General features: G+C 58.1%; 17 protein-coding genes, 1 tRNA gene and 2 pseudogenes. 8 read left to right on the top strand and 12 right to left on the bottom strand.

The window, feature by feature from the left end; translation table 11 throughout:
- Positions 1–55: 55 nt before the first annotated feature.
- The 4 genes from ACVWY9_RS10095 to ACVWY9_RS10080 all read right to left on the bottom strand — a co-directional run bounded on the left by ACVWY9_RS10095 (position 56) and on the right by ACVWY9_RS10080 (position 4780).
- Positions 56–1831 carry a DUF2254 family protein gene (locus tag ACVWY9_RS10095; RefSeq protein ID WP_457388254.1) on the bottom strand — a complete coding sequence of 592 codons (1776 nt, stop codon included), beginning with the start codon at positions 1829–1831 and terminating at the stop codon, positions 56–58.
- A gap of 27 nt (positions 1832–1858) precedes the next feature.
- Positions 1859–3367, bottom strand: a complete 1509-nt coding sequence (gene ftsY / locus ACVWY9_RS10090; RefSeq protein ID WP_457388253.1) for a signal recognition particle-docking protein FtsY — start codon at positions 3365–3367, stop codon at positions 1859–1861.
- A gap of 103 nt (positions 3368–3470) precedes the next feature.
- Positions 3471–4298 (bottom strand): LmeA family phospholipid-binding protein, encoded by an 828-nt coding sequence (locus ACVWY9_RS10085; RefSeq protein WP_414416603.1) that lies wholly within the window; start codon positions 4296–4298, stop codon positions 3471–3473.
- Positions 4299–4366: 68 nt separating this feature from the next.
- The gene (locus tag ACVWY9_RS10080; protein ID WP_457388252.1) at positions 4367–4780 is read right to left on the bottom strand and encodes a hypothetical protein; all 414 of its coding nucleotides are present in this window, start codon (positions 4778–4780) and stop codon (positions 4367–4369) included.
- Between the two features lie 299 nt (positions 4781–5079).
- Here ACVWY9_RS10080 and ACVWY9_RS10075 point away from each other — a divergent pair, with 299 nt between their 5' ends.
- From ACVWY9_RS10075 to ACVWY9_RS10055, 5 genes are all read left to right on the top strand, one after another.
- Positions 5080–5226, top strand: a complete 147-nt coding sequence (locus tag ACVWY9_RS10075; protein WP_414424419.1) for a hypothetical protein — start codon at positions 5080–5082, stop codon at positions 5224–5226.
- A 403-nt stretch (positions 5227–5629) separates the two neighbouring features.
- Complete coding sequence (minC, locus tag ACVWY9_RS10070) at positions 5630–6364, top strand: septum site-determining protein MinC (protein ID WP_457388251.1); 735 nt, start codon at positions 5630–5632, stop codon at positions 6362–6364.
- Positions 6361–7167, top strand: a complete 807-nt coding sequence (minD, locus tag ACVWY9_RS10065; RefSeq protein WP_457388250.1) for a septum site-determining protein MinD — start codon at positions 6361–6363, stop codon at positions 7165–7167. Before minC ends, minD begins: the two co-directional genes overlap by 4 nt.
- A gap of 82 nt (positions 7168–7249) precedes the next feature.
- Positions 7250–7552: a cell division topological specificity factor MinE gene (gene minE, locus ACVWY9_RS10060; RefSeq protein WP_011431985.1), complete on the top strand. Its 303-nt coding sequence runs from the start codon at positions 7250–7252 to the stop codon at positions 7550–7552.
- 397 nt (positions 7553–7949) lie between these two features.
- Positions 7950–10298 carry a cation:proton antiporter domain-containing protein gene (locus ACVWY9_RS10055; RefSeq protein ID WP_457388249.1) on the top strand — a complete coding sequence of 783 codons (2349 nt, stop codon included), beginning with the start codon at positions 7950–7952 and terminating at the stop codon, positions 10296–10298.
- Here the strand turns inward: ACVWY9_RS10055 and ACVWY9_RS10050 are convergent.
- The 5 genes from ACVWY9_RS10050 to ACVWY9_RS10030 all read right to left on the bottom strand — a co-directional run bounded on the left by ACVWY9_RS10050 (position 10276) and on the right by ACVWY9_RS10030 (position 15148).
- Entirely contained in the window at positions 10276–10644 is a 369-nt protein-coding gene (locus ACVWY9_RS10050) for a gamma-glutamylcyclotransferase family protein (RefSeq protein ID WP_414329655.1), read from the bottom strand. The two genes, ACVWY9_RS10055 and ACVWY9_RS10050, sit on opposite strands and share 23 nt — an antisense overlap.
- 42 nt (positions 10645–10686) lie before the next feature.
- Positions 10687–11298: a glycerol-3-phosphate 1-O-acyltransferase PlsY gene (gene plsY, locus ACVWY9_RS10045; RefSeq protein WP_457388248.1), complete on the bottom strand. Its 612-nt coding sequence runs from the start codon at positions 11296–11298 to the stop codon at positions 10687–10689.
- Positions 11299–11500: 202 nt separating this feature from the next.
- Entirely contained in the window at positions 11501–13429 is a 1929-nt protein-coding gene (gene gyrB, locus ACVWY9_RS10040; RefSeq protein ID WP_457388247.1) for a DNA topoisomerase (ATP-hydrolyzing) subunit B, read from the bottom strand.
- A gap of 201 nt (positions 13430–13630) precedes the next feature.
- On the bottom strand, positions 13631–14170 hold the full coding sequence (gene rimM, locus ACVWY9_RS10035; RefSeq protein WP_011431990.1) for a ribosome maturation factor RimM: 540 nt from the start codon (positions 14168–14170) through the stop codon (positions 13631–13633).
- Positions 14171–14182: 12 nt separating this feature from the next.
- Positions 14183–15148, bottom strand: coding sequence for an SPFH domain-containing protein (locus ACVWY9_RS10030; RefSeq protein ID WP_457388246.1), 966 nt, complete (start codon positions 15146–15148; stop codon positions 14183–14185).
- A gap of 217 nt (positions 15149–15365) precedes the next feature.
- Here ACVWY9_RS10030 and ACVWY9_RS10025 point away from each other — a divergent pair, with 217 nt between their 5' ends.
- From ACVWY9_RS10025 to leuC, 3 genes are all read left to right on the top strand, one after another.
- On the top strand, positions 15366–16388 hold the full coding sequence (locus ACVWY9_RS10025) for an NAD(P)/FAD-dependent oxidoreductase (protein WP_414349648.1): 1023 nt from the start codon (positions 15366–15368) through the stop codon (positions 16386–16388).
- Positions 16389–16459: 71 nt separating this feature from the next.
- Entirely contained in the window at positions 16460–17551 is a 1092-nt protein-coding gene (locus ACVWY9_RS10020) for a polysaccharide deacetylase family protein (protein WP_457388245.1), read from the top strand.
- A 189-nt stretch (positions 17552–17740) separates the two neighbouring features.
- Positions 17741–19144: a 3-isopropylmalate dehydratase large subunit gene (gene leuC, locus ACVWY9_RS10015; RefSeq protein WP_011431994.1), complete on the top strand. Its 1404-nt coding sequence runs from the start codon at positions 17741–17743 to the stop codon at positions 19142–19144.
- A gap of 18 nt (positions 19145–19162) precedes the next feature.
- Here the strand turns inward: leuC and ACVWY9_RS10010 are convergent.
- From ACVWY9_RS10010 to ACVWY9_RS10000, 3 genes and pseudogenes are all read right to left on the bottom strand, one after another.
- Positions 19163–19236: transfer RNA gene (locus ACVWY9_RS10010), tRNA-Met, on the bottom strand.
- A gap of 13 nt (positions 19237–19249) precedes the next feature.
- Positions 19250–19411, bottom strand: a pseudogene (locus ACVWY9_RS10005) (XdhC family protein); the annotation flags it as partial.
- Positions 19412–19417: 6 nt separating this feature from the next.
- Positions 19418–19590: pseudogene (locus tag ACVWY9_RS10000) on the bottom strand (RNA-guided endonuclease TnpB family protein); the annotation flags it as partial.

The raw sequence follows: 19590 nt of genomic DNA, 5'->3' as shown, positions 1-19590 counted from the left end.
GCTCTAACCAGACTAGACAAGGACTCCGTCCCGCTTACGCGAGCGGCAGAATTTTTTAGGGAAGCTCCAGAGATCCAGAGGAGCTTTTCAGCTTATCTGCCGGCAAGGTTAAGCCCTGAAACCAGCTAAAAAACTGCTCGGCATAGGGCCAAAGAGCGGGCTCCAAGTAGTAGAAGTTCTCCCCCCGGTCGGTAAACTCCCAAAACTCTGCAGCCGTAGAGAGCAGCTCTTGGTGGATGCTCTGTAGGCGCGCCAGGGGCTCGTGCTGCATATCCTGATAGATCAGCCTGGCCCAGTCCTCCCGGCCACGACTGAGGAAATAGGCTGCCAAGCGGACTTGGGTTTTGCGGATCCCACGCAGGGTGGTTTCCTGTTGCTCGCTTTCGGGATCCTGATCCAGACGTAACAAGGCTTGCACAATGGCTTCCGTTGTTTCAGAGCCCAGAGCACAGCTCGACTGGGCCAACATTCCCAGATCAAAGCCAAAGGTTTCAGATAGGAAAAAGAGGCCAGCTTTGTAGGCAATTAAGCTGTAGTAGCGAAAGTAGCCAACAATCTGCAAGACCAGAGCCGACTGGCGGTGTTGTAGGGCTGCCTCGGCCAACAAACGGTATTGCTTGAGCAGGTTGTAGCCGCTGCGGATGTCTCGCGCGTTGATGACGGCCCGCAGATAGGTATTGAAAAACTTGATCACCCACCCCGCTACCGTGAGTTGTTGGGTTTCCAGGGCGCGGATCCCCAGCTCCCGGCTGTGAATGGCCACCAGGGTGCTCGCCTGGCGCATGCCGTTTAGCCCTTCGGCAAATAAGGCTTGATACTGCCGCAGGATCTTCAGCTCCAGCCAGGATCCTTCTGCCTCAATCTGGCTCAAGAGTCCCTTATCCACCGAAGCAAAGTCTGGATCCCGCCGCAGAGCCGGGGTAAAGAGAAACCAGGCAGGGGGCAGTTGTGCTTTGTGAGCAGCATAGAAGACCCACAGAGACTTCAAGCTGTCCAAGGCTTCCAGGAGAATGCTCCCCTCCTGCTGACGGAGAGCACTGGTGGCGATGCTTTTGATTTCATCCAGAGCCGAGAGGCAGCGCTGATGAGCTGGCGAGCATTCGCCCATTGGAGAGTGCTGCTCTGTTGCTATGCCTACGGCACCCTGTATTCCTGCGCATCGCTGTTGCTGCACAACGTTGTCGTGACGAGGCCGCAGTTGCAGTGAACAACGGGAGAAATAGCCCCTCTTGGATCCGGAGTCCGATCCTGATCTCCTGGAAGCAAGGGATCCCAAAACGGCCTGCCGCACCTGCTGCTCAATGCGATGGATAATCGAGGCCGGTTGCAAGAAGTGAAACACGAAGCGAAAGTAGGGGATCAGCATCAAAAACGAAGCTGTGCCCAGCAGCAGATTCAGCCCGACGAGCAACCCTGGAGGGTGTTGCTCCGCAACGCCAACACGAACGTAAAAGCCCAGGGCTGCCGAACTCCACAAACTGACCACATTGGCCAAAATCAGGAAAAAGAAGAGGTAGAAATTGACTTTCTCGCGCAAAAACAGCTCCGTGACCTTTGGCGTGAAGCGATCCGCGCTCAACTGCACCACAATGGCCACCACCGAGAGGGTAAAGCCCAGCACCCCCGACAACACCTGAGCCAAGGTGGTTACAAATTCCTGCAAAGCTTCTGTATCCTGCGTGGATCCCGCCCGAACCAGGTTCAACCCGCTCTGGATCCAGCGGTGCCCACCCCAAGCCCAAAGCAAACCTGCCCCCACCACTGCAGCACTCCAGGGCAGAAAGCGGGGGCGACGCCCAACAAAGCCTGGATCTGTGTGTCTCTCTTTCACAATGGCCCTTCTCAGAGAGGGGGTGCCTCAATACTCGCTTAGAAGAGCTTCCACAAACTCGTAGCTGGAAAAAGGCCGCAGATCTTCTAGCCCCTCGCCGGCGCCGATAAAGCGGATGGGCAGGTTCATCTGCTGCGTAATGGCCAGGGCAATCCCCCCCTTGGCGGTGCTATCCAGCTTAGTCAGGATCACACCGCTCAACTTGGCAGCCTCGGCAAACACCTCGGCTTGGCGCAACCCGTTTTGCCCTTGGGTGGCATCCAGCACCAGAAGGCTTTCTACTTTGGCTTCGGGAGCTTTTTTGTCAACGATGCGGCGGATCTTGGCTAGCTCGTCCATCAGGTTTTTCTTGTTTTGCAGACGGCCTGCCGTGTCCACCAACAGCAACTCGGTGCCCCTGGCCTTGGCGGCTGTGATGGCGTCAAAAACCACCGCTGCCGGATCGGCATTGGGAGAGGGATTGGCGATCACCTCTACCCCTGCTCGCTCTGCCCAAACCTTGAGCTGCTCCACAGCAGCAGCCCGGAAAGTATCAGCAGCAGCAATCAGACAGCGGTATCCAGACTTGCGGGCGACATGGGCAATTTTGCCAATGGTGGTGGTTTTGCCCGCCCCATTCACCCCGACAATCAGCCAAATGTTGAGCGTGTCCCGTTGTGGGGCAAAGGTGGGATTCCCCACCGTCAACATCTGCCGCATCTGCTGCTTGAGGTATTTGACGGCCTCCTCTGGGGGCACCACCTCCTCTCGCATGCGCTTTTGTAGGGCTTGGATGATCTGCTCGGTGGCGTCGATCCCCACATCGGCCTGCAGCAACAGGGCCTCAATTTCTTCCACAGCCTTCTGATCCAGAGGGCCGCGGCCTACCAGGGCTTTCAACTGGTTGATCAGGTTAAGGCGGGTTTTGCCCAAGCCTCGCCGCAGCTTTTGCAGCCAGGAGATTTCCTCAACGGAAATCTCTTCCGGTTTGCGCCCTTGAGCCGCCAAGATCTCGGCTGACCAGCGGAAGCCCTCATCGAAGACCAGCTCTTCCGGCCCCGTCTCTGGAGAGGGAGCAACGGCTGGAGTCACCGGCTCGGGTTTGGGCTCATCCACGGCGCTGGCTTGCAGGGCTTGGAGACGCTCAGCAGCACGGGGAGCCAGATCGAAAAACGAGGGAGCTGCCGCCGGCTGCACAGGGGGCGATTCTGGAGATGCTGGTTCTTGTGTTGGAGTGGAGGACTGGACGGGTTCACGGGGTTCTGCTTGGGCAAGTGGGCCGGAGTCCTCAGTCGAGGCCGGTGGCTGCAGCTGGACGGATTCTGCAGGGATCCCTTCCGCTGGCGCAGGTGGGACAGAGTCCTGGGTTGCCGGTGGGGCTTGGGCAGCAGCACGGGCCTTCAGGTTGGCATAGGCGGCTTTGGCAAAAGCCAAATAGTCTTCAGGGGAGATCTCCGCCGGTTCTGTGGCTGGCGCGGGGGCTGGTGGCGAAGACTCCGCTTCACCAGGAGAGTCGGTAGAGTCGGTATAGCGGCGGCGAAACCAATCGAAGGCCATAATCCCATCTCCAGCCTGGCTGATCTTTATCCAGTTTGACAGAGCAGCTCTCCTGCTAGAGCGCAGCCCTGGGGAGCTCATCCCTGCTCAATGGGGATCCCCGTTAGCGGGACGAGGTCCTTTCCAACCCTTCCACCCGCACAAACCCAATCACCTGCAACTGGTCAGGCTCTATCTCTAGGCTGAGCACCCGCATCAGGATCCCAATCTCTTCCAGCTCTTGCAGGTCAAGCACCTCATTGAGCCCGCCCAAAAACGCTGCTGAGATCTCATCGGGAACCCGCACAGAACCGATCACAAACTCCGGATTCTCCAGCTTTAGGCTGCGCCCTTCTTCCACGCGGATCCCGGTGTTAAACACCACCTCCACCGCTCGCGTTAGCGGGACGGAGTCCTTTTGCTCAGTACCGCCGTCTTTCTCCACCAAGAGGGCAGAGAGCTGAATGCGGCTGGGATCCAAAAACTCGACGCGGGGCTGACGCAGATCGAAACGGCGAGCTTCCCTTCCCGCTCCCCCAAAAGGCAGATCGGCCCGGATATCCTGAAACTGGCGGAGCACCTCTGGCTTGTTGAGGGCAGCATTCAAGTCCTCTTCCCGCACCAACACCCGCACCGCAGCTTGCAGAGGTCGCGCTAGGCGCAAGGGAGCCCCCTGGAAAAAAGAAGGGTCAATTGCCACCGGATCAGTTTCCAGCTCCAGAAGCTCGATGCGGGGAAAGGGCGCTCGATAGAGCCCGCGACCGGCAATCAGCAGGCGATCCGCTTGGCCATTCAGCAGTCGGTAATTGGGCTGGCTTTGAATACGCACCTCCAAAACCTCTGCCCGATCCAACTGATCCAACAGAAGCTGCCGCGCCGTCTGATCCGCCAGATAGCCCGCTCCTCCTCCCAAGCTCGCCAACAGCCCCAAGAGAACCGCCAGGATCTCCATAATCACTAACCGGATGTGCCCTAACCTAGGTTAGCAAGGGGATCCCTGGCCCCCCTTGGGGATCTGGGCTAGCGCAGCACCTTGAGAGGGCTGGCCTCAATGGGTCGGTTGCCCATAAAGGTTTTGGCAATTTTCAGGCCATCGGCCATTATCGGCCGATTGAGCGCGGGGTCATGGATGAATTTGGCGCCAGAGGCAACCGTTGGGCGTCCCTCCCCCCAAGTGTCCACGACTTTGAGAGTTGCAGCAGCAACTGGACGTCCGTCGGCATAGTAATCCACCACTTTCAGGGTTGAAGCCCCAACCGGACGGTGGTCAATCTCAATTTCGCTGAACTTGACAGGGCTGGGAAACACGGGCGGGCCGGATTTCTCCCCCAGCAGTACCGGCATCTGAGCAGCCGCAGAGGCCCCATCAGCAGGCAGGGGAGCCAGGTTTAGAGCGTTACCCGTTTGCGTTAGCGGGAGGGCGTCCTTTCCCATAGAAGAAGCCTCTTGCTCTGGAAGCGTGCCGGAATGACCATTTGGAACGGCCATAAGAAACTCCTGAGTTGGTAGAGATAATAGAGATAATGAACAAAACAGGACGGGAAAGGGCAGGAAGCTAGATCCAGTGGAGCGCTGCGGAAGAGGCATACCGTTGGCAAGGCTAAAGGTCGGCCTCCCCCAGTTCAAATGGGCCCAAATCTAAAGATATTCTAAACCAACTCTTCACTTCAGCCACTCCCTGGCAAAACCCAAAACGGACGGTACACTAAAGCTGGAGTGAGCTAGCAAGGTCTATGGCAGGGATCCCCTATTCCTATTGGCGCTGGGCAAGGTGGCCGGCACCGGCTCTGTGGGCGTTGCTGCTTTGGTTTGCTCCTGCAGCTCGAGCTTCTACCCTGGACGCGCCCCCATTTGACCTGAATATCGATCTGGCGGCCTAAGCTCACCTCTTGGGCATCGTTCAACTGGCTCACCTGCAGCCACTGAAGGCCATGAATCAGCAAACGGCCCAGATCTTGGGCATGGGCAGGGGATCCCATCCCAGATGCCGCAAGAATGCTGAGTAGGGCAATGGCGACCGGTCTCACCGCGCGAGAACTCCACCCCTTGGAGAGGAGAGGATCCTGTCCTGCTGGCGCGAGCAGCCTGAGGGTGTGGCGAGGTTTCAACATCAGGAATTGGCTCCATCAAGTACCCTCAAGTTAGCGATCCCGAAGTAAGATTGTCCTGCCACCCAAGCGAAACCGCTTTGCTATCAAGGGCAACCGCCGAGAGAGTTTCCCCTGGCTTGGGGGAATGGAATAGGATAGGGCTCTATATTCAGGCAGACGTTTAAGGGTGGTCATGACGGGATCCCCTACATGGAACCCTGAAATCTCCCCATCTCCAGACTCCTGGGCCACGGGCAGCGTTTACTTTCGGTCGGATGCCCAGGGGATCCATCTGCACTTGCCCAGCACCTTGCCTTGGGAGGAGCTTTGGGAAAACCTGGTTTGGCAGTTGCGCAGCCGCAAACCCTACTGGGCCGGAGTCGCTCCCCTCACCCTCTGGAGCCAGCAGCGAGAGCTGGACATGCCCACCCTACAACTTCTTGCTGCCCTATTGTCTCAGCATGGACTGCAACTGTGGCGCGTTCAAACTCGATCCCGCTCGACAGCGATTGCAGCAGCGACGTTGGGGTATTCTGTGGAGCAATCTTCCCTTTTGGAGGCAGTTCCCCCTGCTCCCCCAGACACCACACCTCTGTACCTACGTTCGACAGTGCGCTCTGGCATGTCCGTGCGTCACAGAGGATCCGTATTCCTGTTGGGGGATCTCAACCCCGGCGGCGAGATCATTGCTGGAGGAGATATTTGGGTTTGGGGACGCTTGCGGGGCCTGGTTCACGCGGGGGCCAACGGCGACAAGGGAGCTGTAATTTTGGCTTTGCAGTTGGAGCCCACTCAGTTGCGCATTGCCGATCAAGTGGCCCGTCCGCCAGAAGGTGGATCCCTGCCCAACACCCCTGAAGTGGTTTACCTACAGGAAGATGTCATCTGCATCGCCAGCCTTCAAGATTTTCTGCGGAGAGGAGTATGAGCCGAGTCATCGTCATGACCTCTGGTAAAGGTGGAGTCGGCAAAACCACCGTGACGGCCAACCTGGGCACTGCCTTGGCGCGCTTGGGTCGCTCGGTGGTGGTGGTGGATGCAGACTTTGGCCTGCGCAACCTGGACTTGCTGCTGGGGCTGGAGAATCGGGTGGTGTACACGGCCCTAGAGGTGATTGCCGGGGAGTGCCGCCTCGAGCAGGCTTTGGTGAAAGACAAGCGCACCCCCCATCTCTCGCTGTTGCCGGCAGCCCAAACCCGCAACAAAACGGCGGTGAATCCGGATCAGATGCGCCAGTTGATCGAGAAGCTGGCCAGCAGCCATGACTACGTGCTGATCGATTGTCCGGCAGGGATCGAACAAGGGTTTCGCAATGCCATTGCCGGGGCCAACGAGGCCATCATCATCACCACCCCAGAAGTGGCAGCGGTGCGGGATGCAGATCGCGTGGTGGGCTTGTTGGAAGCCGCCCAGATTTCATCGACTCAGCTGATTGTCAACCGCCTGCGCCCGGACATGGTGGCAGCCGGCCAGATGATGTCGGTGGAAGATGTGGTGGAGGTGCTGGCCATCCCGTTGGTGGGTATTATTCCAGAAGACCGCGAGGTGATCGTCTCCACCAACAAAGGGGAGCCCCTGGTTCTCTCCGCCAATCCAACTCTGGCTGCTCAGGCCATCCAGCGCATTGCCCGACGGCTGGAAGGGGAAACAGTGGACTTCCCCAAGATGGCCAGTTTGGGCGAGTCCTTTTGGGAGCGGGCCAAACGGTTTTTAAACCAAAAGGTGCTCTGACGACTGTTCCATCTCTAATTCATCCAGGTTGCAATGGCAATTTTGACCTGTTTACAACTGAGTAACAAAGCCAACAAAACCTATGCTCCTCGATTTTTTGGATCAGCTTTTTTCTCGGCACTCCGGCAACAGCCGCCAGCAAGCCAAGCAACGGTTGAAGCTGATCTTGGCCCATGACCGCGCTGACCTCACCCCGGCGGCGCTGGAATCAATGCGCCTGGAGATTTTGGGGGTGGTGTCCCGCTATGTGGAGCTGGATTCAGAAGGGATGCAGTTTCACTTGGCCACGGAAGGGGGAACGACTGCTCTTATTGCCAATCTGCCTATCCGTCGCGTTAAGCCCTTAGAGACCGGTCTCAGCCGCTCAGAAGGCGAGAAAGCCTAGAAGGGGAGATTTCTGGCAGCATGTTAATTGGCCTTCATTCCAACAGGGCTCCCAATGCCAGAGTGGTCGTCAAGCTCGCTCTGTGATAGGTTGAGGTAAGTCGTGTGTACTGTAGAAAGAGTGGAGCTGGGTGTAGCTTTTGCAACTTTATGGAGCCAGCACACAGAGGTTAACTAAATGTTAACTCTGCATGTTCGAGCTCATGAACTGCTGACGTGATGGGCAGAGCCACCTTGACGATTGGAGACTTTCCAGCAGTCTGTATTGGCGTTAGCGTTGCGGAGTAATAACGACGTTAACGATGGAAACAAAACGATGGAAACAATGAGAGGGTTGGCGTTCAGTAGCTGGAAAGGTAAGGGCTCCGTCCCGCTATTGCGTTCGGTTAAGCCTCAATATGCAAGATTCATTTGAGCTGACGATCCTGTTTACGCTAGCCCTGGTGGCTGGGATCGCTGCTCAGGTGCTGGCCAATTTTGTCAAAGTGCCCAGCATTGTATTCCTGCTGCTGTTTGGCCTGTTGCTGGGGCCAGATGGTTTGGGCTGGGTTCATCCCCAAGTCATGGGATCCGGGCTGGAAGCGCTGGTGTCGTTGGCGGTGGCTCTGATCTTGTTTGAGGGGGGACTGAACCTGCGGCTGCAACGTCTCAATCAGGTATCCGATAGCCTGCGCAATTTGGTTTTGTTGGGATCCCTGCTGACCTTGGTGGGGGGAGCGGCAGCAGCTCACTATCTGGGGGAGTTTCCCTGGCGGCTGGCTTTTTTGTTTGGATCCCTGGTGGTGGTAACAGGGCCGACGGTGATCAACCCCATCTTGAAGCGGGTACGGGTCGATCCGGCAGTCAGCACCCTCCTGGAAGGAGAAGGGGTGCTCATCGATCCCATCGGGGCCATTTTGGCGGTGGTGGTGCTGCAGGTGGTGCTCTCTGGCCATCCCAGTTTTCTCATGGCCTTGGAACAGTTGTCCAGCCGTCTGGCCATCGGGTCGGCGGTGGGAGCGCTGGGGGGCTGGCTGATGGGATCCTTCCTGCTTTGGTCGCGGCAGTTTTTAACCGAGGAGTTGCGCAACTCGGTGGTGCTGGCAGGGGCGCTGGGGGTGTTTGCCTTGGCCCAGTCGCTGCGATCGGAGGCGGGGCTGATGGCGGTGGTGATGGCGGGCCTGGTGGTGCGGCAGAAGGCGGCCATTGCCGAGCGGGGTGTGCGGCAGTTTCACGGCCAGTTGGTGGTGTTGGCCATCTCTGTGATCTTTATCCTGCTGACTGCCACGCTCTCCCTCAAGGCGGTGTTTGCCCTGGGCTGGGGATCCCTGGCCACAGTGCTGTGTTTGATGCTGGTCATCCGCCCCTTGAGCGTGTGGCTGTGTACCTGGCGCAGCGACCTGAATTGGCGGCAGAAGCTGTTTGTGGCTTGGCTGGCTCCTCGGGGCATTGTGGCGGCTTCGGTGGCCTCCTTGTTTGCCATTTTGCTGACAGAACGGGGCATTACCGGGGGAGATGCCCTCAAGGCGCTGGTGTTTTTGACCATCTCGGTGACGGTGACGGTACAGGGGCTGACCGCGGCTTGGGTGGCCCGTTGGCTGGGTCTGGATCAGGGCAGTTCCACCATAATCATCGGCGATCATCCCCTCACCAACCAATTGGCCCAGTTGATGCGCTCGCTCAACCAGACGGTCGAGGTGATCCCGTTGGTTTCTGGGTCTTCCAAAAATGGGCACGGCAGCTACAAAGCTCCCCACCCAACAGACGGTAAGGACTCCATCCCGCCATCCCGTAAGTCCTCCACATCCCTGTCAGGAACACCGAAGCGTCGTCCAGCAGATGGCTTGCCCCCACAACTTCATTCCTCTGACGGCAACGGCACCCACAAGTCTGCCCCAAGCCAGGAAGTCGGCAAGCCAGAAGCCATCCCCGGATCCCTGCAGGAAGCTGTACTGAACGAGTCTGCTTTGTTGAAGGCCGATATCGACCATGCGGAAACTCTGTTGATCCTGACTCTGGATCCGCAGGTGAACTGGGCCATTGCCGAGTTGATGGTGAAACTCTCGGTTTCGGCCACCATCTGGACGGTGTTGCTGCCGGATATGCCCATCTCAGAAGGGATCCGCACCTTGCAGCCTTCCTTCCCCCAACTGCAGCGCTGGGCCGGCTATCTGGAGGCCAACCGGGCTGAGCTGCGCTCGATCACCCTACCCACGTTGGCAGACCTGGGCCTGCCTCTCCCTTTATCGCTACGTGACACTTCTGCGAATGCGGCCTCAACCCTGCCGGAGGCAGTGCGGAGCAATAAAGCTGATGTCTTGACGGCTCAAGAGTCGTTCCCGACAGCGGTGCGGAGCGCTTTTTCAGCACCAGCGCTGCCCAATCCCTTCCTGGCCCAGATGGGACTGGAGGATCCCACCCTTGAACGGCTGCGGGATCAGTTTGCCTATCGGATCAAAGCCGATCTATGCCTGCCCTTGTTGTTGGTGCGCCCGCAGCGGCTGAGGAGCGGCTCATCTCGACCGGGTCGGCTCTTCTACCTGCCTGAGCCAGACATTTGGCGACGCGGGGATCGCATCTACTACCTGGAGCGCGTTTCCAGCCCTGTGGATGCCGGTGTTCTCTCCGCCAAAGAGTCTGATTCCCAAGAATGGGATCCGTCGGCAGCCGTTCGCGTTCGCGACAGCGGTGCGGAGCACAACAGTGGGATAGAGTCTTTGGTGTTGCCCCAGTATGTTGAGGGCGTCAAGCTCCACTTTGATCTCTAGCCAGCCAGCGGCCACTGGGGATGAGCGAGCACCCTTGCACCTGCTCAGGCCGACCCAGATAAACCCAGGCAAAGGTGCCGCTATCCAGTTGCACCCACTGCCGTTCGTACACCCGCGGGTGGTCTTCCAGTTCGTCCAATCGGGGCAATAGACTCAAGGGGATGCGGTAGCACTCGCCGTAGAGCCGGTTTCGGCCACGAACTGCCATCGGGTAGGGGCCGAGACTGTAAAGATCAATGTGGTTGAGGCTGTCTGTCCCCAAAAATTCTGCCCCCTGCAGCAAGCTGTGGTATTGGCCGCCCCGCAGCAGGGATCCGTAGACAAAAACCACTGTGGTCGGTTGCATAGCGTTGCGGAGTAATACAGCTGCTTCACAGTGCCTTGAAAATTAGGGAGATTGCGTCCATTTTTGGCCAATGCGCGGCTCCGACCCGGCCAGTAGGCGCTCGATGTTGCGCCGATGAGCACCGATCACATACACCCCGCCCGCCAACGCAAACAACAAATAGGGCAAAGGTTGAGCTGTTGCCCACATCACCACCGGAGCCGCAACTGCCGCCAAAAGGGAGCTGAAGGAAACGATGCGGGTGAGGGCGATCCCCAGCAGCCAGACCCCGAAAGTTGCCAGGGCTACCGGCCAAGCCATGGCCAACAAGATCCCCAGGCTGGTGGCCACCGATTTGCCCCCCCTGAAGCCCAGCCAGCAGGAACGGCTATGGCCGATCACCGCGAACAATGCCGCCAAAACCACCCACCACGCGGATCCCAAGGCCGATCCCAGAGCCACTGCTGCTGCCCCCTTGGCAGCATCCACCAGCAACACCAGCAGGGCGGGCCCCTTGCCCAACGTCCGCAACACATTGGTTGCTCCGGTAGAGCCGGATCCCTGTTGGCGAATATCGATGCCTCCCCACCAACGACCTACCCAGTAGCCGGTTGGAATGGATCCCAGGAGATAGCCCCCCAGCACCGCAAGAAGAGCCGTAAGCAATGCAGGCATGGCAGGATCTTAAGCGCTCCTCCCTCACTTTGCCACAGGGTCTGGGCTGCAGCCGGGATCTTGCCCCGTCCGGGAGCTTTTGGCTGCTCGCGGCCTCGTCTGCAGCACCGTTACGTTCGCGCCAGCGGTGCGGAGCACTTTCCCCCTGCCGTGGGCCCCGAAGAGGCGGGACAGAGTTCTCTCCACCCAATATCGAGAGTCGCTAAATATCGAGAGCCGCCAGATCCAAATGGGCACTGTGGGCCTCAATAAACTCCCGTCGGGGACCAACAGCATCTCCCATCAAGATGGTGAAAATGCGATCCGCCTCCACCGCATCTTCGATGGTGATTTGTTTGAGGGTGCGCGTTGCCGGGTTCATGGTGGTCTCCCAAAGTTGTTCGGGCATCATTTCCCCCAGACCCTTGAACCGTTGGATGGTGTACTTGGTGTTGGCAGGCAGCCCCCGCAGGATCTGGTCTTTCTCGGCGTCGCTGTAGCAATAGCGAACATTGTTGCGGCCCCACTCGATTTTGTAGAGCGGCGGACAGGCGATATAGACATAGCCCTGTTCCAGAAGCGCCTTTTGATAGCGGTAGAAAAAGGTCAGCAACAGGGTGCGAATGTGGCTACCGTCCACATCGGCATCGGTCATGAGGATGATGCGGTGGTAGCGCAGTTGGCTGGGATCAAATTCATCGCCTTTAACTCCCAAACCCAGCGCTGTGATCATGGCCTGAATTTCGGCGTTTTTGTAGATCTTGGCGGGATCCGCCTTTTCAATGTTGAGGATCTTGCCGCGCAAGGGCAACACCGCCTGAAACTGCCGATCCCGACCTTGTTTGGCGCTGCCCCCTGCAGAGTCGCCTTCCACCAAATACACCTCAGACTCCGCCGGGTCGCGGCAACTGCAATCGGCCAACTTCCCCGGCAGCGTGGAAGATTCCAGGGCAGATTTGCGCCGCACCAATTCTCTGGCCCGCCGGGCTGCCTCGGCAGCATTGAAGGACTGGATGGCCTTATCGACGATCCCCCTGGCCACGTTGGGGTTGAATTCCAAGTACTCCGTGAGCGCCTCGGAGACGAGGGTTTGCACAATGCCCCGCACCTCGGTGTTGCCCAACTTGGTTTTGGTTTGCCCCTCAAACTCGGGGTTGGGCACCTTGACCGAGACGATGGCCGTCAACCCCTCGCGCACATTTTCTCCAGCCAGGTTGCTGTCGGAGTCTTTCAGCTTGTTGAGCTTGCGGGCTTGACTGTTGATGGTGAGGGTGAGAGAGGTTTTCAGGCCCTCTAGGTGGGTGCCTCCTTCGCTGGTGCGAATGTTGTTGGCAAAGCCAATCAAAGTATCGGTGTACACATCCGAGCACCACTGCAGGGCCACTTCCACCTCCACGCCATCCCGCTCCCCTCGGATGTAGATGATGTCGGAGTGGATGGGCGTTTTTTCGTGGTTGATGAAGGCCACATATTCCTTGATGCCGCCTGCATATTGATAGGTTTCGCAGTGGGGCGGATCCCGCCGCAGATCGCTAAAGGTAATTTTCAAGCCGGCATTGAGGTAGGCCAACTCGCGAAAGCGGGCCGCCAGCAGGGCATAGTCAAACTCTCGCTCGGGAAAGATCAGCCCATCCGGCTTGAAGCGCACCTCTGTACCCCGCCGGTTGGATCCCTTGGGTTGGGGTTCAGATTTCAGGGATCCCACCACCGCCCCGCGCTCGAAACGTTGAAAGTAAACCTTGCCCTCTCGCCAAACCGTCACCTCCACCCATTCGGAGAGGGCATTCACCACCGACACGCCCACGCCGTGCAGCCCGCCGGAGACCTTGTAGCCGCCACCGCCAAACTTGCCCCCCGCATGCAACACCGTCAGCACCGTAACCAGGGCCGACTGACCGGTTTTGGGGTGGATGTCCACCGGAATGCCACGGCCATTGTCCAAGACGGCTACCGAGCCGTCGGGATGCAGGCTGATCTGAATATCGTCGCAATAGCCGGCCAGGGCCTCATCAACGGAGTTGTCCACCACCTCGTACACCAAATGGTGCAACCCCTTCGGCCCGGTGGAGCCAATATACATGCCAGGCCGCTTGCGCACAGCCTCCAAGCCTTCCAAAACTTGGATCTGCTCTGCACCGTAGTTTTCCGTCATTCCCAACTCCAATTCCGAAGAAGGCTCCCGGCCAAGATCAACAGAAACCCAGAAAAATTGACCTTAAAGGCCGAGGATGAGCTTAGCATCAAAAAACTGCCCCTATAATAGCACAAAAGGCTAGAAAGGCCACACAGACGCTTCTGAGGGCCAAGTTCAGGATGGGATGCAGGTACGGAAGTCAGGCCGTCTTGCCGAACTCTAACCCAGAAAGCTCTCCACCAGCCCCGGCGGCGGCTGCACGTGAAGCGCGCCTTTTTCCAAGTCCACGACAGGCACCAGGGCTTTCACAAAGGGGATCAACACCTGCCGGTGATCAGAGGTCGTTATCTCCAGCACATCCTGGCCGGCTGCCAAAATCCCCGAAACCTGTCCCAGCAGCTCCCCTTGGTGATAGACGGCCAAGCCGATGAGATCGCGGTAGTGGTACTCTTCCGGCTGCAAGGGCAAGCGGTGGGAAGCCGGTACCAGCAGCCTAGCCCCCACCCAGGTCTCAGCCACCGTTCGATTGGGGATCCCTTCCAGTCGCACCAAATAAAGACCCTTAGCCGGGAAAAACTGCCCCTCGATCAAGGGGTGCAGCAGGGGCTCGGGATCCGTATCCCGCTGCAACCAGCGTGGTCCAGGCTCTGTGAAGCGCTCTGGAAAATCCGACCAGCACCTAACCCGCAGCCAGCCCCGCAAGCCGTGGGCCGCCACCACCTGTCCCACTAGCAGCCAATCGGGATCCCGGGCCATCATGGTCGGTCAAACTCAGTCGAGCCGCGGAAAGTCCACTTCGGTTGGGAAAGAAGCCGGGGTACGCAGCTTCTGAGAGGCCGCCGCGCGAGATCCTTCCCCACCCTTGGCCACGTCCACCATGGAGAGCAGCCCTTGCAGGGTGCCAGGGATCGAATTGGGATCCATGAAGATTACCTTGGCGCTGGGACTGCTGCCTACCTTGAAGCCCATGTCGATATAGTTTTGCGCCATCAGGTATTGCAACGCATTGGCTGCCTCTGGATTCTGTTGCAAAGTGGCGGCGATGGTCTTGATGGCTTCAGCCGTGCCCTCAGCCAACAGCAGCCGCTCCCGTTTCTCCGCTTCTGCCCGCAATAGCTGCGCCTTGGCGGCCCCAGCCGCTTGGTTGATGCTGGCCTGCTGCTCCCCTTCTGATTTCAGAATGGCGGCCCGCTTCTCCCGCTCGGCAGCCATCTGCTTTTCCATCGAGTCTTGCACAGTCTTAGAGGGTTGAATGTCCCTGACTTCCACGCGCGTGATCTTGATCCCCCAGGGATCTGTGGCCTCGTCCAGCTCTGTCAAAAGGCGAGCGTTGATCTCGGCGCGGGAGGAAAAGGTTTGATCCAAATCCATACGGCCAATTTCGGCGCGCAAGGCCGTCAGCACCAGGTTAATCAAAGCCCGCTGCACATCCTCGACCGCATAGCGGGCCTTGATCATGTCGGTGATGCGCCAGTAGACCACCGCATCGGCCATCAAAGAGACGTTGTCGCTGGTGATGCACTGCTGAGGAGGCACGTCCAACACCTTCTCGCGGATGGTTTCCTGGAACACAATCCTATCGATAGGGGGAAGAATAAAGTGCAATCCTGGGGTCAGCTTGCGATGAAACCTGCCCAAACGCTCCACCAATGCCTCATACCCCTGGCTGATGATTTTGACCGAGTTGAACAGGTAGCCGACAAAGATCAGGGCAATGGCCGCTAAGATACCTGGCATAGGGCTTTTCTCCTAAGGGGGAGTTCAGTCCCCATTCTAGACGGTTGCTAGACGGTTGTTGGGACTGCTCCCTTCACTTGGATCACGCCTCAACAGAAATGTGGTGGACTCAGCAGGATAAGCAGTCCTCGGAACATATAGAGTTTCTTAAGATTTTTCAGGCCGCAGCCAACGACCTGAGATCACCCGGCAAAAAGCTCGTGAGGGGATCCCGTCTATGAAACTGAGCAGCAGGAATCTAGAGGTTGGTTTGGGCAAAATCTATGACGTGATTGTGGCCGGAGGAGGAGCAGGGGGACTATCGGCGGCAATCTATCTGGCTCGTTATGGATTGAGTTGCCTGGTGGTGGAGAAGGGCAGAGGCCGCTCTTTTTGGATGCAGGATTTGCGCAATTATCTGGGATTGCCTCCGACCACTCCCGGACGAGAGCTGTTGCGACAGGGAACAGAGCACGCCCTCAGTTTAGGGGTAGATTACCTGCGCGGCTTCGTGGAAGATGCCACCGATGAGGGAGACCTCTTTGCGGTCAAAGTCAAGGTGGGAAAAGTTAACAGCCTCTACCCCATTTTTCGGAGCAAATATCTGATTGCAGCAACCGGCATTATGGACGAGCTGCCTCAGTTGTCGGATATGCAGAATGTTTACGACTACGCCGGCTATTCACTGCATGTCTGTATGATCTGCGACGGCTATGAAATGCGGGATCAGAAGGCGGTGTTGATCGTCAATTCGGAAGATCGGATCAATACAGCTTTTGTCCTCAACTGGTTTACACCCTATATCTCGGTGTTGACCCACGGCCTCTGCTCGGTCGGCCCCGACATGCGCAAAAAACTGGCGGATCATGGCTACCCCCTCTACGAATCTCCTATTCGCCGCTTTCTTGGAGAAAACCATCAATTGCAGGGTGTGGAGCTGGAAGATGGCACTTACATCGAAGCAACTACCGGCTTGGTGGCGATGGGCGCCAGATACCACAATGCCTATTTGAAAGGGATCCCCGGCTTGAAATGGCAAGGGGAAAACCTGTTGACCGACGAGTGGTGTCGCACTGCCCATCCGCGGCTGTTTGCGCTGGGCGATTTGAAGCAGGGCCTGAACCAGGTGGCGATTGCGGTTGCCGATGGCACCCTAGCTGCCACAGCCATTTGGCGGGACATCCGACGGGCCTCACCTGCACGTAAATGGGAAGAGCGGCTGCTCTCGCCACCCAGAAGCCCAGCAGGGCCTTCCGGTTAAATTGATGGGCTCTATCGAGCTCAGGTAGCTTCTGTCCTATAAAATTGGTTGCGAAGGCTTAAGCCATTCCTATGCACTCTCTGAAAGCGTTGATATGTTGCCTGGTTTTCCTACTGGTTGGACTGATCTACTACTGCACGGTAGAGGCCCAGCCTCTTTTTGAGCTGAACCTGACGGCCACCTCGGAATACAACCTCATTCTCCCCATTGAAAGCATTCGGGTGGTGCGCGGTGCCAATCCCCAAGATTTGCTCATTTATCTATCAGCTCCTTCTGCAGCCTGGATCCATCAAGAAGAGGTGAACGGGCACTATTTGATTGACATCCCCTACGGAGTCATTACCCGTACAACAACCGTCGAGATTGCCTCGGATCTGCCCTATCGACTGAGCTGGGGCAACCAAAATGAGCAGACGGGGCGACTGTTGATTACCCCTGCTCCCCCTCGTGTGGAGGTGTTTCTGCAGCATAGCTGGATCCCGGATCCCGACTTTCTCGATCCGGCGGAAAACAGCCAACCTTTGCAACTGCCCTTGGAAGAAATGCTGGGGCCTTTACTGGAGGTGCCGCCTCGTTCTGCCTTTCTGACCATTGACGATGGCCCCTGGCCCCAATCCACCCCCCGACTTTTACAGGTTTTGGATGATCTTCAGATCCCGGCCACTTTCTTTGTTATCGGCACCCACGTTTCCCGATTTCCAGAATTGGCTCAATTGATCCAGGCCCATCACCACACCCTAGCCAATCATACTTTTACCCACGATTATCAACGTCTCTACGGAAGCAATGAGCTGTTTTATGCTGAGGTGGATCAGACAACCCAACTGCTCAAAGCGTTGAACTTGGATCCCCAACTGGTTGTTCGCCCACCGGGAGGTTTTCGCCTAGACTCTGCTTTGCGCCATTCTTTAGAGCAGGCAGGGTATCGCGTTCTTTACTGGAACATGAGCGCAGAAGATGCCTACGCCGGCCAAAGTGCAGCCCAACTTTTGGAGCGCATTCGAGCCCAGTTGCCGGCGATCCAAGCTTCCGAGCGGCCCCTGGTTTTGCTGCTGCACGATCGCTGGCCCCACACTGCAGAGGCCCTGCCGGATATCGTCGCCGCCATTGAAGGGGCGGGCTATCGCTTTTTGCCCTGGCCGGCCATCAGGGATCCCGTTTGAAGGGCTGGCAACAGGTTTTCTGGCTTGAGGACTCCGACCCGCCTTTGCCGGCTGGGGATGTTCAAAGAAGGGCTGCATCTCGCTCAGCTCAGCAGCGTTGCCCAGAGATAACGGAGGCCTGTGCCTTGACAAGCTTTTCCCCAAGTAGCACATTGAAAGTTTACAGGACTTGGCTGCGGGCCGAGGAAGATGAGCGAGAGGACATTATTCGATAAGGTGTGGGATGCCCATACGGTGCGGATTTTGCCCTCTGGGCAGACGCAGTTGTTCATCGGCCTGCACCTAATTCACGAGGTGACCAGTCCGCAGGCTTTTGCCATGCTGCGGGAGCGCCATCTGCCGGTTCTGTTTCCCGAGCGGACGGTGGCCACCGTGGATCACATCATTCCCACCGACAACCGGGCACGGCCTTTTGCGGATCCCTTGGCAGAGGAGATGATCCAGGAACTGGAGCGCAATTGTCGGCAATACGGCATCCGTTTCTACAACAGTGGCTCCGGTCGGCAGGGGATCGTGCATGTGATTGCCCCGGAGCAAGGGTTAACTCTGCCGGGGATGACCATCGCCTGTGGGGACAGCCACACCTCTACCCACGGGGCCTTTGGGGCCATTGCTTTTGGGATCGGCACCAGCCAGGTGCGAGACGTATTGGCCACCCAAACTTTGGCTTTGTCCAAGCTCAAGGTGCGCCGCATTGAGATCCACGGCAAGTTGGGGCCGGGAGTTTACGCTAAGGATGTAATTCTGCACATCATCCGCAAGCTGGGGGTCAAAGGCGGGGTGGGCTACGCCTACGAGTATGGGGGCAGCGCCATTGAAGCCATGAGCATGGAAGAGCGCATGACCCTCTGCAACATGTCCATCGAGGGAGGGGCCCGCTGCGGCTACGTCAACCCCGATGCGGTGACCTTTGAGTATTTGCGGGGGCGAGAGTTTGCCCCCCAGGGATCCGATTGGGAAGAGGCGGTAGCCTGGTGGAAAAGTCTGGCCAGCGACGGCAATGCCCGCTACGACGACGTGGTGGTATTCCAAGCCGCAGACATTGCGCCGACGGTTACTTGGGGGATCACCCCCGGCCAAGGGATTGGGGTGGATGAGCGGATCCCTGCCCCAGAAGATCTGCCGGAAAGCGAGCGGGAACTGGCCAAAGAGGCCTATGCCTACATGGACTTGCAGCCGGGGGATCCCATTGTAGGGACACCGGTGGATGTCTGCTTCATCGGCAGTTGCACCAATGGCCGCTTGAGCGACCTGCGGGAGGCAGCCAAGATTGCCAAGGGGCGGCGGGTGGCCCCAGGGGTGAAGGCGTTTGTGGTGCCCGGCTCAGAACGGGTAAAGCAGGAGGCAGAACAGGAGGGCTTGCGGGAGATCTTCGAGGCGGCAGGGTTTGAGTGGCGGGATCCCGGTTGCTCCATGTGTTTGGCGATGAACCCGGATCGGCTGGTGGGGCGCCAGATCAGCGCCTCTTCTTCCAACCGCAACTTCAAGGGCCGCCAGGGATCCCCCAGCGGGCGCACTCTGCTCATGAGCCCGGCCATGGTGGCAGCGGCGGCAGTCAGCGGCAAGGTGGTGGATGTGCGGACACTGCTTTAACCAACCGTCTCTCAGGCATAGCGGGGACTGGATTTGAACCAGTGACCTTCGGGTTATGAGCCCGACGAGCTACCAGGCTGCTCTACCCCGCGGCGCTTTTCTAGCCTAGCTTGTCCTCCGGCTAACCGGCAAGCCTACACCTTGAGTTTCGCCGGGCATTCTCTTCGGGGATCCCCGTCGCACCTGGATGAGCTGGGCGGTGATGCTGATGGCAATCTCGGCGGGGGTTTCGGCGTGGATCTCCAGGCCAATGGGGGCAAAGAGCCGAGTAAACTACCCGACCCTGACTGCTTCGCAGTACAGGGCGAGCTTTCGGTAGCCCTGCAGTTGGCAAGCCAACCACGAACCTCCAGGCTGGTTTACAGCAGCCCCCAAAAGCGCAATCACATTCGCACCATTCAAATCCGCATCCCCTTCCCATCCACAGTGTCCACACTTAAACTTCT

The sequence above is a fragment of the Thermostichus sp. OS-CIW-31 genome (genome assembly GCF_054060305.1).
The sequence above is the reverse complement of the archived record's forward strand: the minus strand, read 5'-3'. Positions and strand labels throughout refer to the sequence as shown.

What these genes read in the sequence shown, in the direction of transcription:
- ftsY (WP_457388253.1), bottom strand. Translation starts at nt 3,367, where the DNA reads ATGGCCTTCGATTGGTTTCGCCGCCGCTATACCGACTCTACCGACTCT.
- ACVWY9_RS10085 (WP_414416603.1), bottom strand. Translation starts at nt 4,298, where the DNA reads ATGGAGATCCTGGCGGTTCTCTTGGGGCTGTTGGCGAGCTTGGGAGGA.
- ACVWY9_RS10080 (WP_457388252.1), bottom strand. Translation starts at nt 4,780, where the DNA reads ATGGGAAAGGACGCCCTCCCGCTAACGCAAACGGGTAACGCTCTAAAC.
- ACVWY9_RS10075 (WP_414424419.1), top strand. Translation starts at nt 5,080, where the DNA reads ATGGCAGGGATCCCCTATTCCTATTGGCGCTGGGCAAGGTGGCCGGCA.
- minC (WP_457388251.1), top strand. Translation starts at nt 5,630, where the DNA reads ATGACGGGATCCCCTACATGGAACCCTGAAATCTCCCCATCTCCAGAC.
- minD (WP_457388250.1), top strand. Translation starts at nt 6,361, where the DNA reads ATGAGCCGAGTCATCGTCATGACCTCTGGTAAAGGTGGAGTCGGCAAA.
- minE (WP_011431985.1), top strand. Translation starts at nt 7,250, where the DNA reads ATGCTCCTCGATTTTTTGGATCAGCTTTTTTCTCGGCACTCCGGCAAC.
- ACVWY9_RS10055 (WP_457388249.1), top strand. Translation starts at nt 7,950, where the DNA reads ATGCAAGATTCATTTGAGCTGACGATCCTGTTTACGCTAGCCCTGGTG.
- ACVWY9_RS10050 (WP_414329655.1), bottom strand. Translation starts at nt 10,644, where the DNA reads ATGCAACCGACCACAGTGGTTTTTGTCTACGGATCCCTGCTGCGGGGC.
- plsY (WP_457388248.1), bottom strand. Translation starts at nt 11,298, where the DNA reads ATGCCTGCATTGCTTACGGCTCTTCTTGCGGTGCTGGGGGGCTATCTC.
- gyrB (WP_457388247.1), bottom strand. Translation starts at nt 13,429, where the DNA reads ATGACGGAAAACTACGGTGCAGAGCAGATCCAAGTTTTGGAAGGCTTG.
- rimM (WP_011431990.1), bottom strand. Translation starts at nt 14,170, where the DNA reads ATGATGGCCCGGGATCCCGATTGGCTGCTAGTGGGACAGGTGGTGGCG.
- ACVWY9_RS10030 (WP_457388246.1), bottom strand. Translation starts at nt 15,148, where the DNA reads ATGCCAGGTATCTTAGCGGCCATTGCCCTGATCTTTGTCGGCTACCTG.
- ACVWY9_RS10025 (WP_414349648.1), top strand. Translation starts at nt 15,366, where the DNA reads ATGAAACTGAGCAGCAGGAATCTAGAGGTTGGTTTGGGCAAAATCTAT.
- ACVWY9_RS10020 (WP_457388245.1), top strand. Translation starts at nt 16,460, where the DNA reads ATGCACTCTCTGAAAGCGTTGATATGTTGCCTGGTTTTCCTACTGGTT.
- leuC (WP_011431994.1), top strand. Translation starts at nt 17,741, where the DNA reads ATGAGCGAGAGGACATTATTCGATAAGGTGTGGGATGCCCATACGGTG.